Source organism: Nocardia sp. XZ_19_385 (genome assembly GCF_015355755.1).
Classification (GTDB): Bacteria; Actinomycetota; Actinomycetes; order Mycobacteriales; family Mycobacteriaceae; genus Nocardia.
This window is the reverse complement of the sequence record NZ_JACVEE010000005.1, coordinates 187,584-202,316: the sequence shown is the minus strand read 5'-3', so window position 1 is coordinate 202,316 and position 14,733 is coordinate 187,584. Positions and strand designations below refer to the sequence as shown.

Below are 14,733 nucleotides of genomic sequence, written 5' to 3'. Positions count from 1 at the left end.
AATGGATATCCGATTGCCGGGTCCGCCCGCTGCATCCGGGTTCGGGCATAGAGTTCAAAGGTGACCAGCAACCCGTTCTTCGAACCCAGCATGCTCCCCTACCAGCTGCCGCCGTTCGCGGACATCCGCGAGGAGCACTACCTGCCCGCCTTCCAGCGCGGCATGTCCGAGCAGCTGGCCGAGATCGAGGCCCTCACCGCCGGTTCGGACGCCCCCACGTTCGCGAATACCCTGGCGGCACTGGAACGTTCGGGCACGATGCTGACCCGGGTGGCCAATGTCTTCTTCAATGTCGCGGGGGCGGACTCCACGCCGGGGACCGACGCGATCGAGGCGGAGATCTCCCCGAAGCTGGCCGCGCACCGGGACGCCATCCTGCTGAACCCGGACCTGTTCGCCCGGGTCGAAGCGCTGCACGCAAAGCGGCACGAGCTCGGCCTCGAGCCGGAGGAGCTGCGACTGCTGGAGGAGCGGCACACCGAGTTCGTCCGTGCCGGCGCCCGGCTCGACCCGGCCGGACAGGCCCGGCTCCGGGAGCTCAACGCCGAACTGGCTGCCGCCGGAACCGAGTTCGGGCAGAACAACCTGGCCGCCATGAACGCCGCCACGCTGCTGCTGGACCGGGCCGAAGAACTGGCCGGGCTGGCGCCCGCGGAAATCGCGGCGGCCGCCGAGAACGCGGAATCCCTGGGCCACCCGGGCAAGTGGGCGCTGAGCCTGCAGAACGTCTCCAACCAGCCGATTCTGGCCGAGCTGGCAGACCGGGACGTGCGGCGGCGGATGATGTCCGCCTCGCTCGGCCGTGGCTTCGGCGAGCAGCCCAATGCCGCGCTGGCCGTGCGGATTACGAGCCTGCGCGCGGAGCGGGCCGAACTGCTCGGCTACCCCGACCACGCGGCCTACACCGTGGAGGACCAGACCGCGAAGACCACCGCGGCGGTCGAGGAGATGCTCGGCCGGTTGGCCCCGCTGGCGGTCGCCAATGCCGAACGCGAACAGGCGCAGCTGACAACGGCCATGCACGCGGCCGATCCCGAGGCCGGTGACCTGCACTCCTGGGATTGGCAGTACTGGTCGGAAAAGGTGCGCTCGCAGCAGTTCTCCTTCGACGCCGACGCCCTGCGTCCCTATCTCGAACTGGAACGCGTCCTGCGCGACGGTGTGTTCTACGCCGCCGAACAGGTCTACGGCATCACCCTGCACGAACGGAAAGACCTCATCGGCTACCACCCGGAGGTCCGGGTCTTCGAGGTCTTCGATGCCGACGGCAGCGAACTCGGCCTGTTCCTCGGCGACTTCTTCAAGCGGCCATCCAAACGCGGCGGCGCCTGGATGAACGAATTGGTCAGCCAATCCGGCCTTTTCGGCACGATGGCCGTGGTCGTCAACAATCTCAATATCGTCAAGCCCTCCCCCGGCCAGCCCGCCCTGCTGACCTGGGACAACGTCCGCACCCTCTTCCACGAGTTCGGCCACGCCCTGCACGGCCTGTTCTCGAACGTGCATTACCCGAGCTTCTCCGGCACCGAGGTGCCGCGCGATTTCGTGGAGTTCCCGTCCCAGGTCAACGAGATCTGGATGACCCGCCCGGAGATCCTGCCCAACTACGCCAAGCACGTGGAAACCGGCGAGCCCATCCCGGTCGAACTGATCGAGCGGATGGCCGCGGCCGAGCAGTTCGGCGAGGGCTTCCGCACCGTCGAATATCTCGGCGCGGCTCTGCTGGACTGGGCCTGGCACCGCATCTCGGCTCCCGTCGAGACCGGGGCCGAAGCCTTCGAAGCGGAAGCGCTGCGCAAAGCCGGTGTCGCCCTGGCGGCGATCCCGCCCCGCTATCGCACAGGCTATTTCGCCCACATCTTCTCCGGCATCGGCTATTCGGCCGGGTACTACTCCTACATCTGGAGCGAGGTACTCGACGCCGACACCGTCGACTGGTTCGAAGACGGAGCTGCCTCGATTCGCGAGAAGGGCGAAACCTTCCGGCAGGCACTGCTTTCCCGCGGCGGCGCGGTGGACCCGATGGCGGCTTTCGAATCCTTCCGCGGCCGCGCCCCCGATATCCGGCCGCTGCTGAAGCGGCGTGGCCTGCTCACCGGGCAATGAACACCATCGACAAGGTGGGGGCCGCACTGGCCGCCGCGGCCTTCGCGGTACTCACCACGGCCACCGCGCCCAGCGCGAGCGCCGCCCTGGTATGCCCGGGCGGCGGTCAGCCCGCCGTGCAGGTCGCCGCGCTTCCCGGGACCGCCCTCGAGGGGTTGACCGTCGACGCGCGCGGACGGGCCTTCACCACCGATCTGCTCAGCGGGCGGGTGTATCGCATCGATGCCCCGGGAGCGCCCGCGGTACCCATCGCGACGGTGCCCAGCGGTGGTGGCGGCGCGCTGGCGTGGAGTCCGGATGGTGCGCTGCTGGTGGGCTACGGGGCCGATGCCCGGGTCCTAGCCGGTGACAGCCTGCGCCATGCCGGGATCGTGCGAGTCGATCCCGACACCGGAGCGACGTCGCCTTACGCGGCCGGGCTCAGCGCCGCCAACGGGATGGATGTCGCGGCGGACGGAATCGTCTACGCCACCAACGACTTCGCGAACCTGATCGGCCGGGTGTACCCGGGCGGGGTCGTGCAGGCGGATTGGGCGAACCTGCCGAGCGCGAACGGCGCGGTGCTGAGTTCCGACGACGAATACCTCTATGTCTCGCGGACATTCGTCGATCCGGGCGTAAGCCGGATTCCGGTCGGCCGCCCGAACGCCCCGCAGTCGCTGCTCGACCTCCCCGGCGCAGCCCCGGACGGCCTCACCTTGGACTCGCTGGACCGACCGGTGGTGCCGCTCAACACCTCCGGCCAGATCCTCCGCATCGACGGCCCCGGCCAGTCCTGCCTGCTCGGCACCTCCGGCGCGATGACCAGCGTGGTCAGCTACGGGCGCGGCACCGGCGGTTTCGGCGCGGGCCGCCTGTTCGGCGCGACCTTCACCGGCGCGATTTTCGAGATCCCCGGCGGCTTCGACCCGAATGCCCGCACCGCCACACCCTGATAGGCCCGACATGTCCTACGAGAAGCTCATCAACACCTATTGCGCGGCGTGGAGCGAGTCCGATCCGGAGCGGCGACGTGCATTGCTGAGCCAGGTGTGGGCCGAGGACGCGACCTACACCGATCCGACGGTGCACGCGGTCGGCCTCGACAGCCTGCTCGACCACATAGCCGCGGTGCTCACCCGGCGTCCCGGCGCCACCGTGCAGCGCACCAGCGCGATCGATACCCACCACACTGTGGCTCGCTTCGCCTGGCATGTGGTGCTCGCGGACGGCTCGGCCTTGCCCGAGGGCCTGGATCTGGTCGAGTTCTCCGAAGACGGGCGGATTCGCCGCATCGTCGGGTTCTTCGGCGAGCTCGGGCCGATCCGGCAAGCCTGAAAGATCAGGCGGTCACGTCCGGCCAGGACGGCGATCGACCGAGCATGGCGACGATCGAGTCGAGGGTGACAGCGTCCGGCCAGGGCACCTCGGGCCCGAAAGCCGCACCGGGAGCCGAGCGCATCTCGCCACCGGGAACCGCCGCGGCGACCTGTCGTGCGGCAGCCAGCACTTCGTCGTCGAAGTGCACGGCAAATCCCAAAGTCTTCGCGACGTCCCAGGAGTGGACCACGTAGTCGACGAAGTGGAAGCTCAGCGCCTGGGCCCCGGCAACCCGGACGTCGGGGCCGAACTCCGGTAGCGGGCATTGCCGCTCCAGCACGCCCGGCTCGGCGAACGCCGCGCGGGCGTGCTCGGCGGCGGCACGGTAGCTCGCCGCCGGATCGGACCCGAGGCGACGCGGCTTCCATCGTTCCAAGTCGGCGTTGCCCTGGACCGCGGCGGCGAAGCCGTAGTGCTGGGCGATCATGTGGGTGAGCAGGCCGTGCAGGGTCCAGTCCGCGCACGGGGTGGGCTTGGACAGGTCCGCGACAGCGATCTCGTCGACCACATCGATGCTGGTCTCGATGACCCGGGCGTGCAGCGTGCGCAGGTCGGCCTGCACCGTCGAATCCGATGTCATGGCGATCCTTTCGTTTCGGCGCGAAGTCGCCGTCCCTCAGATCGTACGCTCATGCCTACTATATGCAACAGATTATTATTGCCGAGGCAGTATTTTCTAGACATGGAGGAAACCCGCCGACCAGACCTGGCCGCGATGATCGCACCACTCGGCCGTGCGCTCATGGCCGCGGAAATGCCGATCCTCGAACGCCACGGACTGTCCATGTGGGGCTACGCGGTATTGCTCGGGCTCGGCGCCGAACCCGTCTACACCCAGGCGGCGCTCGCGAAGGCGATCGGCGCCGACAAGACCCGGATAATCGGCGTGCTCGACGAGCTACAGCAACGCGGGCTGATCGAGCGCCGACCGGATCCGTCCGACCGCCGGGTGAACCTGGTCGCAGTGACGCCCCGCGGGCGTACCGTCCGCGACCGGGCCCAGCACGAGATCCAGGAGCAAGAGGAAGGCCTGCTGGGTCAACTGTCACCCGCCGACCGCAAGGCCTTCCTGCGCGCCCTGCAAAAGCTCGCCGCGAGTATCAGCGGCTGACGCTCAGCCCCCGAAGCTGCCGGTCGGAATGCCGGGCCCGCTACCCAGGCTCGCCAGCACCTGACTCGCCATGGCCTCGTGCCCCAGGCGATTCGGATGAATCGTGCGACCGTCGCTGCCGGCCTCCACCTGTACGCCGTTGACCCAGCGCTGCGCGGCGGGCTGGCACATGTCATGCCCGGTAGTGGCCGCCTGGGTGTCGACATAGGTGACGCGATCGCCCGCGTGCCCCTGCAGCATCGAGTTCAGTCCCTCGATCACCGTGTCCCGCGCCCACGCCAGATCCTCGGCCGCGAACGGCTGCACACCGGCGCAGCTCGCCTCGTTGTCGGGGACGATCTTCGGATAGCCGACGAGCAGGATCTTCGCCTTCGGCGCACGCTCGCGGATGGTGTCGAGCAGGTTCCCGACGGCGGTGCCCGCTTTGGCGATGCGCGCGGGCATATCGGGGTACTTGTTGCGGCAGCCGGCGCCGCCGGTGAGGATCACGCAGCTGCGCACGATCTCGCCGAAACCGATGTCGTTGCCGGAGATTCCGAGCGTGACGACCTCGGTGCTCGCGCTGACCGCCGACATCTGAATGGCGGCGACGTCGGAAGTGGTCGCGCCGCCACAGGTGACGTCGGTAAGGAGGTAGCCCTGCTTGGCGGCGACCAGATGCGCGTAGTTGCGATCGGAGCGGTCGCAGGCCTGATCGATGATCGCCGGGATTCCGACACCGGCAGCGTAGGAATCACCCAGTGCGACATACGGTTGCCCGGCCGCCTGTGCCGGGCCCGCGCCGACCGTCATCACCGCGGCGATCGCCATTATCGGTAAGCAGTGCGTCAACTTCACGAAAGCTCCTCATCCTCTGGCCGTCCCGGAAAGGACGTGGTGGCCAGGATCACATTCGGACGAGGAGGACACAAGGGGCGTGAACATATTCGTTTCACATTCACCGGGACGGGCGGAGCTCACCGCGGCTCGATCAAACGGGTCTCATAGGCATAGATGGCAGCCTGGGTGCGGTCCCGCAGCTGCAGTTTGTCCAGCACGCGCCCGACGTGGGTCTTCACCGTCTGCTCGGAAATCACCAGCTCCGCGGCTATTTCAGCGTTGGAGAACCCGCGGGCAATGAGGATGAGAACCTCGGTTTCGCGGGCGGTCAGGCCGGTACTGCGCGTCGGCGAGGTGAATCCGCTCGGTCGGGTGAACTGTTCGAGCAGCCGTCGGGTCACCGAGGGCGCGAGCATGGCGTCGCCGCCTGCGACGGCGCGGACGGCATCGCCCAGGGTTTGCGTGGACGCGTCTTTGAGCAAGAAGCCGCTCGCTCCGAAAGTCAGTGCGGCGTAGACATATTCGTCGAGGTCGAAGGTGGTGAGCATGATGATGCGGGCCGGGCTGCCCGCCGCGGTGATCCGGCGGGTCGCAGCCAAGCCGTCGACGCCGGGCATGCGGACATCCATGAGGACGATGTCGGGCCGCAGCTCCGCGACCACGTCGATGGCCTGCTGACCATCGACGGCGTGGCCGACGACGGTGATGTCGGGCTGACTGTCGAGCAGCACGGCGAGACCTTCGCGGACCAGGTGCTGGTCGTCGGCGATCACGACCCGGATGGTCATCGCAGGACCTCGACCGGGAGTGTGGCGGTGACACGGAAGGTGCCGTCGCCGGCCGGCCCGGCGTCGAAGGTGCCGCCGAGAGCTGTTGCACGCTCACGCATTCCGGTCAATCCATGCCCGGGCTCGACGGATGCGGTGTCGTGCGGATTCTCGATCGTTACTCCGATATCGGTGCCGTTACGCATGATTCGGATTCGAACCGGAGCTCCCGGGGCATGCCGCACGGCATTGCTCAGGGCTTCCTGAACCAGGCGATACACGGTCAGACCGACGCCTCGGGGCAGCTCCGGCGCGGGAGCGGGTAGGTCGAGCTCGATCCGAGTTCCGGTGGCGCGCACCGCTTCCACCAGGGTGCCGAGGTCGCCGAGGCCGGGTTGCGGCGAGACGCCGGTATCCCCGGAACGCAGCACCTCCAGGATGCGGCGCATCTCCCCCATCGCGGTGACCGCACTGGAGCGGATAGCCGCCAAGGTATCCGGCATCGTCTCCGGATCGCGGTGGCGCGCGGCTTCGGCCTGGATCGCGATGACCGACATGTGGTGTGCCACCACGTCATGCAGCTCCCGGGCGATGCGGGCGCGCTCCGCCAGCAGCGCGCTGCGTTCCCGTTCCCGGCGCGTGGCGGCACGCTGTTCGCGCAGGCTGTGCTGAGCGGCGATCAATCCACCCAGCGACGAGCCGGCGAGCTGCACGACCCCGGCCAGCAGCGCCACGGTGATCGACGCCGACAGCCAATCCGCCGGGCGCAGAACCGATGCCAGTACCGCGCACACCGCCACGGTCGCGAGCCAGTGCCCGGCGGCGGCCCGCGGCGAGACCCGCAGCGCGGCCGAGCCGAGCACGATCAGGTAGCTGTTGAGCGTCGCGTCGACCCACAACCCGTCGCCGACCCAGAGCGCCGACAGTGCCGCCACACCGAGCGCCAGCGCCCACCCGGCATGCGGCGCCCGCAGCACCAGCACCAAGGCCAGCCCCTGAGCCAGGGCCAGCCCGATCGCCTGCCGATCCGACAGCTCGGTATCCGATTGCAGCGTGTGCAGCACGATCGCGAACACCGCCACCGCGAAAACGACCACGGCGGCCAGCACCGATACTCCACCGAGTGGCCGAGCGCCGGTCAGGACTTCGCCGATCCGCTTCATACGTCCCTGTTCTCGAACCTCCGGGTGATCACGACGTACCCCGTCACCCAGACACGCCCGGCCACCGAGCACCCCATTGTCCCCAGTGTTCGCGCACCCCACCAACGCTAGAGCCAAAGGCCCACAGCCACATCCAGCGCGAGAGTGGTCTCCGAAGTACCTCTCAGGTATCACACACCCCACCCCGGCACCGCCATCAAGATCATCAGGCACTGTAGGCGGCATCCGCCGAGATGCCCCGCCACCAATGCCTGATGATCTTGGAGGTACGCGCTATGCGGTGTGCTGGCCCGCCACCACTGCCTGATGATCTTGGAGTAGGCCCAATGCGGTGAGCTGGCCCTCCAGCAATGCCTGATGATCTTGAAAACAGGCGCTAGGCGGTGAGCTGGCCCTGGTTGAAGTGGAGGTTTTCGATGCGCACGTATTCGGTGCCGGTCAGCGAATTGCTGCTGGGCAGTGGGGTTCCGAGGGCGCAACGGCAGGGGTCGGAGCCGGGCTGGGCGACGGAGTGGGCGGCGCTGCGGGCGTCCGCGCGGGCGCCGAGGCGGATGGGGCGGGTCATTCGGTAGAGCGCGCCGCCGGTGGGTGCGCCGTCCGGTTTCGCGCGCTGCGGTGCGGGCGGGAATTCCGACAGTTCGGCAGTCCATTCCGCGGGCTCGAGGGTGCTGAAGCGGAAGGGGCCGGGGCAATCGCCACACCGCTCGAAAGTGACATTCATGCTCTGCCGCCAGGTTTCGATGAGGCCGAGACCGCTCGGGGACAGGGCGAGGATGCTGTTCGGGCTGACGTCGACGTCGGGTTGCCCGAGGGTGATCTTGCCGAACATCGGGTGTGTGGCTTCGGCGGTGAAACCCCGAATCCGCAGTTCCACGAAATCCGTTCCGCCGACGAGCACTTCGGCGACCCGCGATCCGAGGAAATTGACCTTCGGCAGCGGCGGCGGCATCGTCACGACCAGCGTGCTACCGAATCCGTTGAGGCTCATGGCAACCGTCTGCCCGGCCCGGGGCGGGAGTGCCAGCAAACCGGGCTGCGCGATCGCCCGGCCGGAGCTTGCAAGCAGTCCAAGCCCTAAAACCGCCCCGGCGTGACCGAGCAGCCTACGTCTACTGATCGGAAGCGTCATGTTGGCAATTATGTAGCAAACATTCGGTTCCGCCGGTTCGACTGGCCGTCGCTCAGGTCAGGCCCGCCACTCCGGATCCCGGCCGAGGTAGCGCAGCAGCGCGTCGACGTCATCGGAGTTGTTGCCACTCAAGGCTTCCGCGAATGCGAACCCCCGCAGCGGCTCGACGAGCGCTTGGGCGACCGGCAGCAACTGGCGCGACAGTTCGGCAGTGAGTGGCGACGCCTGGCCGGACGCGACCGCGAGATCCCAGGCATGCACCGCCGCGTCGAGCGCGCAGGCCCCGGCCCCCATTTCCGCGGTCAGCTTGTTCGGCGGAATCGGCACCGCCACCTCCTCGGCGTCAACCGGAACCGTGGCCCACGCCGCGGCGGCCGCGGCCACCGCCCGATCGACGATCACGTCGGCCGATTCACCGAGCGTGCCCGAGGGCGCGAAGGGGTTCTCCTCCGGTCCGGGCCCACCGGTGATGAACGCGGCATAACCGACCTGGTCCCCCGCCGCGTGCTGAATCACCTGCGCCACAGTCCATTCCACACAGGGCGTGGGCTTGCCCAGGTCACCCTCGGTCAGCCCGCGCACCACGGTCCGCAGCGCCTCGTGCGCGGTATCCAGGATGGCCCATTCGGTCACGGTGTTCTCGCTCATCGGTCTCGCCTCTCGCCGCGAACCACTCTCCCGCGGTCCGTCTTCGATCAGCCTATCAGAACGGAATGATTCATTCCATAACGATTTTCGGGCCTCCACAACCAGCGCCGATCCGGGATGTCACACCTGAACTCGCTACGTCGTCTCCCTGACGAACCCCCATCCACGAGGAGAACCCGATGAACACCGCCTACCTTGTCGTCACCGTTGTCGCTGCCCTGTGGGTCGGTTTCTCGGCCGTCTCGCTGCTGCGCCGCGCCGCGTTCGTGGTCGAACCGCTGGTCGAATACGGCGTCCCCGAATCCTGGTGGACCCCTCTGGGTTTGGCCAAGGCCGCGGGATCGATCGGCCTACTGGGCGGACTGTTCGTCCCCGTTATCGGGGTCGTCGCGGCAATCGGGCTGATCCTGTACTTCGCGGGCGCGGTAATCACCGTGCTGCGGGCGCGCTCGTACAAGACCGTGGCCTTTCCCATGCTGTACCTGATCCCTGTCGCGGTGGCGATGGGCTTGGGCTTCGCCGCGTAACACGTGCCCCGTACGACAAAGCACCCCACGAACCGAAACGGTTCGTGGGGTGCTTTGCGTTCGAACTACCTCAGACGTCGAAGCGGTCCAGGTCCATCACCTTGGTCCAGGCCGCGACGAAGTCGTCGACGAACTTCTGCTTCGAATCGTCCTCCGCGTAGACCTCCGCGAGCGCGCGCAGCTGGGAGTTCGAGCCGAAGACCAGATCGACACGGGTGCCGCTCCAGCGCTCCTTGCCGGTGACGCGGTCGGTACCGAAGTAGGTGCCGTCATCGGCCGGCGACGGCTTCCACTCGGTGGTCATGTCGAGCAGGTTGACGAAGAAGTCGTTGCTCAACGTGCCGGGGGCGGAAGTGAAGACGCCGTGCGCGGACTGCTTGTGGTTCGCACCGAGGACGCGCAGGCCGCCGACGAGGACGGTCAGCTCCGGGGCGGACAGGGTCAGCAGGTTCGCCTTGTCGATCAGCAGGTACTCGGCGGAGAGGCGGTTGCCCTTGCCGAGGAAGTTGCGGAAACCGTCGGCGCTGGGCTCCATCGCCGCGAAGGATTCCACATCGGTCTGCTCCTGGGTGGCGTCGGTGCGCCCCGCGGTGAACGGCACCTCGACGGCGTAACCGGCGTCCTTGGCGGCCTTTTCGACCGCCGCGTTACCGGCCAGCACCACCACGTCGGCGAAGGAGACCCGCTTGTTGCCGGCCTGCTCGGCGTTGAACGCCTCCTGGATCGACTCCAGCGCCGGGATGACCAGGGTCAGCTGATCGGGCTCGTTGACCTCCCAGCCGCGCTGCGGCTGCAACCGCAGCCGGCCGCCGTTGGCGCCGCCGCGCTTGTCGCTGCCGCGGAACGACGAGGCCGCCGCCCACGCGGTCGAAACCAGCTGCGCCACAGTCAGACCCGAGTCCAGGATGCGCCGCTTGAGCTCGGCGGCATCGGCGGAGTCGATGAGGTCGTAGTCGCGCGCGGGGATCGGGTCCTGCCACAGCAGGGTCTCCTCGGGCACCAGCGGGCCGAGGTAGCGAACCTTGGGGCCCATGTCGCGGTGGGTCAGCTTGTACCAGGCCTTGGCGAACGCCTCGGAGAGCTCCTCCGGGTGGTCCAGCCAGCGGCGGGTGATCTGCTCGTAGCTCGGATCCACCCGCATCGACAGGTCGGTGGTCAGCATGGTCGGCAGCTTCTTCGGGCCGTCGAACGCGTCGGGGATGATCGCCTCGGCGTTCTTGGCGACCCACTGGTGGGCGCCGGCCGGGCTCTTGGTGAGCTCCCACTCGTTGCCGTAGAGGACCTCGAGGAAGGTGTTGTCCCACTGGGTCGGGGTCGGGGTCCAGGTGACCTCGAGCCCACTGGTGATCGCATCCTTGCCGACACCGGTGCCGAAGGAGCTCTTCCAGCCCAGGCCCTGCTCCTCCAGCGGAGCGGCTTCCGGCTCGGGGCCGACGTGATCGGCCGGGCCGGCGCCGTGGGTCTTACCGAAGGTGTGGCCGCCGACGATCAGCGCCGCGGTCTCCTCGTCGTTCATCGCCATCCGCGCGAAGGTCTCGCGGATGTCGGTGGCGGCGAGCAGCGGATCCGGGTTGGCGTTGGGGCCTTCCGGATTCACGTAGATGAGGCCCATCTGCACCGCGCCGAGCGGCTTTTCGAGGTCGCGCTTGCCGGTGTAGCGCTCATCGCCGAGCCATTCGCGCTCGGGACCCCAGTACACGTCCTCCTCGGGCTCCCACTGGTCGACGCGACCGCCGCCGAAGCCGAAGGTCGGCAGGCCCATGTCTTCGATCGCGACATTGCCGGCGTAGACGATGAGGTCGGCCCAGGACAACTTCTTGCCGTACTTCTTCTTCACCGGCCACAGCAGGCGGCGGGCCTTGTCCAGGCTGGCGTTGTCGGGCCAGCTGTTCAGCGGCGCGAAGCGCTGCATGCCGGCGCCGGCGCCACCGCGCCCGTCGGTGACACGGTAGGTGCCGGCCGCGTGCCAGGCCATGCGGATGAAGAACGGGCCGTAGTGGCCGAAGTCCGCGGGCCACCAGTCCTGCGAGGTCGTCATGATCTCGACGATGTCCTGCTTGACCGCGGCCAGGTCCAGGGTCTGGAACGCGGCGGCGTAGTCGAAGTCCTCGCCCAGCGGGTTCGCCACGGCCGGGTTCTTCTGCAGGATCTTCAGGTTGAGCTGATCGGGCCACCAGTCACGGTTGCTGCCGCCCTCGGTCGGGAACTTGAGCCGACCGGCTCCGACCGGGCAGCCATTCTCCGCGGGCTCGGTGTTGGCTTCGGCGATCGGCGGGTGTTCTTGTGCCACAGCAACTTTCCTTTCAAATGGGGTCGGGCTGTGTTCTAAGCCAGGGTGCGCGACTCAGCGGCCGCGCAGTCGGGGCAGATGCCCCAGTAGATGACCTCGGCCTCATCCAGGACGAAACCGTTGTTGTTGGAAGCGGTCAGGCACGGCGCGTCGCCGACCGCGCAGTCGACATCGGCGATGGCGCCGCAGGAACGGCAGACGACGTGGTGGTGGTTGTCCCCCACCCGGGTCTCATAGCGAGCCACGGAGCCCATGGGCTGGATGCGCCGCAGCAGGTTCGCGGCGGTCAATGCGCGCAGTACGTCGTAGACCGCCTGGTGGGACACCGTCCCGACGGACTCGCGGACGAGCCCGAGAATCGAATCGGTGTCGGCGTGCGGATGGTTGTGCACCACATTCAGCACGGCCAGCCGCGGGGCCGTGACACGCAGTCCGGCCGCACGCAGCATTCGCTCGAACTCCGAATTGGTGGACACATTCCGTATTATGACTCATTCAAGTCTAGAAGGCACGAAATTCTGGGAAAGTCATCGCTGACCGGCGCGAATCCCGAACTGGACATCCGTCCACACCGCAGAGCAGATTATGCTGCGGAATCCATTACTGTGCGATAGCATCGCGATGAACCCGATCGGGGCCAGGGCTTTTCGTGAATGTGGAGGTGGCAGATGACCGCGTCTGCCGACGGCGGAACGAAGCTGTATCCGCCCAAATGGTTGCCCGCGCCGATGCGGTGGCACCAGACCCGGGTTTCCTGGGGGCAGTCCTGGCGGCTGGCGGCGGCGCTGGTGCCGCGCTACCGGGATCGCACGCTGGTGCACTACCTGGCCGCGGAGCTGCCGGGTCAGGACGACGTGCTGGTCACCCGTCTGCCGCTGCTGAAGTACCTGGTGGTGCGCAGCCCCGAGCTGGCCCGCCACATCCTGGTGACGAACCAGGACAACTGGGCCAAGAGCGCCGAATACGACATGATGGCGGTAACTTTCGGGCAGGGCCTGGTCACCGATATGGATGAGCAGCGCTACCAGCGCAACCAGCGGGTGGTGCGGCCGATCTTCGCGCGCACCAACATCGATCAGTTCGCGGAGCCGATCACCGACGCCGCGCAGGACGCGGCGGCTCGAATCCAGCAGCTCGCCGACACCGGGCAGACCGTGAACATCGGTCCCGAGATGAACCGCCTGATGCTGGATATCGTGGCGCGCACCATGTTCGGCACCGACCTGTCGGGTCCGATCTCGAAGATCAGCCTGACGCGGCTGCTGCAGTTCTACGGGGTGGGGTTCAGTTCAGGACTGAGCCGGCCGTTGCGCGCGCTGTCCACCTGGGTGGTCAAGCACACCCAGCCGCCGGAGCGGCGGGCCGGTTCGCGCCTGTCGATCCGGGCCATGCGGGCGCTGACCTGGACCTCGGCGCCGCACCTCATGTTCGAGCTACGCGGCATGGAGCGCGCGGTGGATTCGCTCATCGCCGATCATCGCAGCGGCCGGATCTCGCGCAAGGACAACCTGCTCGGACTGCTGATGGCGGCGCGGGATCCGGAAACGGGGCACCGCTACAGCGATCTCGAGATCCGCGACGAGCTGATGACCTTCATCGGCGCGGGCATGGAAACCTCGGCGACCGCGATGACCTGGATGTGGGCGCTGCTCGCGCAGCATCCGCAAGTGCGCGAAACGCTTTACGAGGAACTGGATTCGGTGCTGGCCGGGCGCATCCCCACCGCCGACGACGTCGACAAATTGGTGTGGTGCAAGGCGGTCTTCCTCGAGGCCATGCGCATCTATCCGCCGGTGATCGGGTTGACCCGGGTCGCCAAAACCGATGACGTGCTCGCGGGATATCGCGTGCCGGCGGGCACCACCGTGGTGGTCAGCGTGCACGGGGTGCACTACAACCGGCGTGTGTGGGACCGGGCGGAGCAGTTCGATCCGAGCCGGTATCTCCCGGAGAACATGACCACCGAGCGGCGGCACGCTTCGCTGGCTTTCAGTGCGGGCAAACGGATTTGCGTTGCCCAGAGCTTCGCCACCATGGAGGTGGTGCTGTCGCTGGCGACCATCGCGCAGCGGTTCCGGCTCGACGTCACCTCCGACGAGCCGATCCGCCGGCAGATGTCGTTCATCGGCTCGCCGGAGCAGCCCCTGCGCATGCGGATCAGTGCCCGTGCCTGAGATCGAGACGAGGGTGCAGGTCCGCTCGGCTGTCAGGCGGGACATTCCGGGCATGACGGTGGCGTTGGATCAGGCGTTCGGCGCCGACGATCCGTTCGGGGAGTACTGGTTCCCGAATCCGGAGCGGCGCAAGCGAGCTCAGCCCCGGCTGTATCGGGCGATGATCCGGCACCAGTATCTGCCGCTGGGCGGCGCGCAGGTCGCGGTCGTCGGCGGGCAGGTGGCCGGGGCGCTGCTGTGGCAGCCGCCGGGTTACCGGGTGGGGCTGCTGCGCTACCTCGGCTCCATACCCGAGTTCACCTGGGCGATGGGTTCGGCTGGGCCCCGGGTGCTTTCGACCGAGGCCGCGCTCGCGAAGCTGGCGCCGGGGCTACCGCACTTCTTGGGAATCACCCTGGGAGTCGATCCCCGGTTCCAGGGGTCCGGTGTGGGAAAAGCGTTGTCGCTGTTCATTCTCGGGGAGGTCGAACGGGCCCGGGTCCCGCTGCTGGGGCTGTGTAAGGACGGGAACCTGGGGTTCTACGCCGCTTTCGGGGGTCAGCGGCTCGGCAAGGTCCGGATCGGGCGGTCGGGGCCCGAGGTCAACGTCATGATGTGGCTGCCGTCCAGTTTGCGCGACGGGACATTCGATTAGGAGCAC

The 14,733-nt window shown here is 67.8% G+C and carries 15 protein-coding genes; 7 read left to right on the top strand and 8 right to left on the bottom strand.

The features are described from left to right. Positions 1 to 60 precede the first annotated feature (60 nt). Genes IBX22_RS32965 through IBX22_RS32955 form a run of 3 tightly spaced genes read left to right on the top strand, consistent with a single transcriptional unit; the run spans position 61 to position 3,423 of the window. A complete protein-coding gene (locus IBX22_RS32965; RefSeq protein ID WP_309234887.1) occupies positions 61 to 2,106 on the top strand; it encodes a M3 family metallopeptidase in 2,046 nt (681 codons plus the stop codon). Continuing rightward, entirely contained in the window at positions 2,103 to 3,041 is a 939-nt protein-coding gene (locus IBX22_RS32960) for an SMP-30/gluconolactonase/LRE family protein (protein WP_194819714.1), read from the top strand. Before IBX22_RS32965 ends, IBX22_RS32960 begins: the two co-directional genes overlap by 4 nt. Positions 3,042 to 3,051: 10 nt before the next feature. Continuing rightward, positions 3,052 to 3,423, top strand: coding sequence for a nuclear transport factor 2 family protein (locus IBX22_RS32955; protein ID WP_194819713.1), 372 nt, complete (start codon positions 3,052 to 3,054; stop codon positions 3,421 to 3,423). Between the two features lie 4 nt (positions 3,424 to 3,427). Here IBX22_RS32955 and IBX22_RS32950 read toward each other — a convergent pair whose 3' ends face one another. Continuing rightward, the gene (locus IBX22_RS32950; protein WP_194819712.1) at positions 3,428 to 4,045 is read right to left on the bottom strand and encodes a TIGR03086 family metal-binding protein; all 618 of its coding nucleotides are present in this window, start codon (positions 4,043 to 4,045) and stop codon (positions 3,428 to 3,430) included. A gap of 102 nt (positions 4,046 to 4,147) precedes the next feature. Between IBX22_RS32950 and IBX22_RS32945 the strand changes: the two genes are divergently transcribed. Then, complete coding sequence (locus IBX22_RS32945; protein ID WP_194819711.1) at positions 4,148 to 4,576, top strand: MarR family winged helix-turn-helix transcriptional regulator; 429 nt, start codon at positions 4,148 to 4,150, stop codon at positions 4,574 to 4,576. Between the two features lie 3 nt (positions 4,577 to 4,579). On the opposite strand, the gene IBX22_RS32940 is transcribed toward IBX22_RS32945, so the two are convergent. The 5 genes from IBX22_RS32940 to IBX22_RS32920 form a co-directional block, all read right to left on the bottom strand. Next, entirely contained in the window at positions 4,580 to 5,413 is an 834-nt protein-coding gene (locus tag IBX22_RS32940) for an SGNH/GDSL hydrolase family protein (RefSeq protein ID WP_194819710.1), read from the bottom strand. A gap of 119 nt (positions 5,414 to 5,532) precedes the next feature. Continuing rightward, the gene (locus IBX22_RS32935) at positions 5,533 to 6,183 is read right to left on the bottom strand and encodes a response regulator transcription factor (RefSeq protein ID WP_194819709.1); all 651 of its coding nucleotides are present in this window, start codon (positions 6,181 to 6,183) and stop codon (positions 5,533 to 5,535) included. After that, entirely contained in the window at positions 6,180 to 7,325 is a 1,146-nt protein-coding gene (locus IBX22_RS32930) for a sensor histidine kinase (RefSeq protein ID WP_194819708.1), read from the bottom strand. The genes IBX22_RS32935 and IBX22_RS32930 overlap by 4 nt, the downstream gene beginning before the upstream one ends. A gap of 376 nt (positions 7,326 to 7,701) precedes the next feature. Continuing rightward, positions 7,702 to 8,313 (bottom strand): hypothetical protein, encoded by a 612-nt coding sequence (locus IBX22_RS32925; protein ID WP_194819707.1) that lies wholly within the window; start codon positions 8,311 to 8,313, stop codon positions 7,702 to 7,704. Positions 8,314 to 8,511: 198 nt separating this feature from the next. Beyond that, positions 8,512 to 9,102 carry a TIGR03086 family metal-binding protein gene (locus IBX22_RS32920; RefSeq protein WP_194819706.1) on the bottom strand — a complete coding sequence of 197 codons (591 nt, stop codon included), beginning with the start codon at positions 9,100 to 9,102 and terminating at the stop codon, positions 8,512 to 8,514. A 179-nt stretch (positions 9,103 to 9,281) separates the two neighbouring features. On the opposite strand from IBX22_RS32920, the gene IBX22_RS32915 reads away from it, so the two are divergent. Continuing rightward, entirely contained in the window at positions 9,282 to 9,629 is a 348-nt protein-coding gene (locus IBX22_RS32915) for a DoxX family protein (RefSeq protein WP_194819705.1), read from the top strand. 70 nt (positions 9,630 to 9,699) lie between these two features. Here the strand turns inward: IBX22_RS32915 and katG are convergent, their stop codons facing one another. Together katG and IBX22_RS32905 are read right to left on the bottom strand one after the other, a co-directional pair. Beyond that, positions 9,700 to 11,919, bottom strand: a complete 2,220-nt coding sequence (katG, locus tag IBX22_RS32910; RefSeq protein WP_194819704.1) for a catalase/peroxidase HPI — start codon at positions 11,917 to 11,919, stop codon at positions 9,700 to 9,702. A gap of 35 nt (positions 11,920 to 11,954) precedes the next feature. Continuing rightward, a complete protein-coding gene (locus IBX22_RS32905) occupies positions 11,955 to 12,368 on the bottom strand; it encodes a Fur family transcriptional regulator (RefSeq protein ID WP_228540028.1) in 414 nt (137 codons plus the stop codon). Between the two features lie 219 nt (positions 12,369 to 12,587). On the opposite strand from IBX22_RS32905, the gene IBX22_RS32900 reads away from it, so the two are divergent. Continuing rightward, positions 12,588 to 14,093, top strand: a complete 1,506-nt coding sequence (locus IBX22_RS32900; protein ID WP_194819702.1) for a cytochrome P450 — start codon at positions 12,588 to 12,590, stop codon at positions 14,091 to 14,093. Between the two features lie 52 nt (positions 14,094 to 14,145). Then, positions 14,146 to 14,727: a GNAT family N-acetyltransferase gene (locus IBX22_RS32895; RefSeq protein WP_194819701.1), complete on the top strand. Its 582-nt coding sequence runs from the start codon at positions 14,146 to 14,148 to the stop codon at positions 14,725 to 14,727. Positions 14,728 to 14,733: the final 6 nt, after the last annotated feature.

What these genes read in the sequence shown, in the direction of transcription:
- IBX22_RS32895 (WP_194819701.1), top strand. Translation starts at nt 14,146, where the DNA reads ATGACGGTGGCGTTGGATCAGGCGTTCGGCGCCGACGATCCGTTCGGG.
- IBX22_RS32930 (WP_194819708.1), bottom strand. Translation starts at nt 7,325, where the DNA reads ATGAAGCGGATCGGCGAAGTCCTGACCGGCGCTCGGCCACTCGGTGGA.
- IBX22_RS32935 (WP_194819709.1), bottom strand. Translation starts at nt 6,183, where the DNA reads ATGACCATCCGGGTCGTGATCGCCGACGACCAGCACCTGGTCCGCGAA.
- IBX22_RS32920 (WP_194819706.1), bottom strand. Translation starts at nt 9,102, where the DNA reads ATGAGCGAGAACACCGTGACCGAATGGGCCATCCTGGATACCGCGCAC.
- IBX22_RS32955 (WP_194819713.1), top strand. Translation starts at nt 3,052, where the DNA reads ATGTCCTACGAGAAGCTCATCAACACCTATTGCGCGGCGTGGAGCGAG.
- IBX22_RS32900 (WP_194819702.1), top strand. Translation starts at nt 12,588, where the DNA reads ATGACCGCGTCTGCCGACGGCGGAACGAAGCTGTATCCGCCCAAATGG.
- IBX22_RS32905 (WP_228540028.1), bottom strand. Translation starts at nt 12,368, where the DNA reads ATGCTGCGTGCGGCCGGACTGCGTGTCACGGCCCCGCGGCTGGCCGTG.
- IBX22_RS32915 (WP_194819705.1), top strand. Translation starts at nt 9,282, where the DNA reads ATGAACACCGCCTACCTTGTCGTCACCGTTGTCGCTGCCCTGTGGGTC.
- IBX22_RS32925 (WP_194819707.1), bottom strand. Translation starts at nt 8,313, where the DNA reads ATGAGCCTCAACGGATTCGGTAGCACGCTGGTCGTGACGATGCCGCCG.
- IBX22_RS32945 (WP_194819711.1), top strand. Translation starts at nt 4,148, where the DNA reads ATGGAGGAAACCCGCCGACCAGACCTGGCCGCGATGATCGCACCACTC.
- IBX22_RS32950 (WP_194819712.1), bottom strand. Translation starts at nt 4,045, where the DNA reads ATGACATCGGATTCGACGGTGCAGGCCGACCTGCGCACGCTGCACGCC.
- IBX22_RS32960 (WP_194819714.1), top strand. Translation starts at nt 2,103, where the DNA reads ATGAACACCATCGACAAGGTGGGGGCCGCACTGGCCGCCGCGGCCTTC.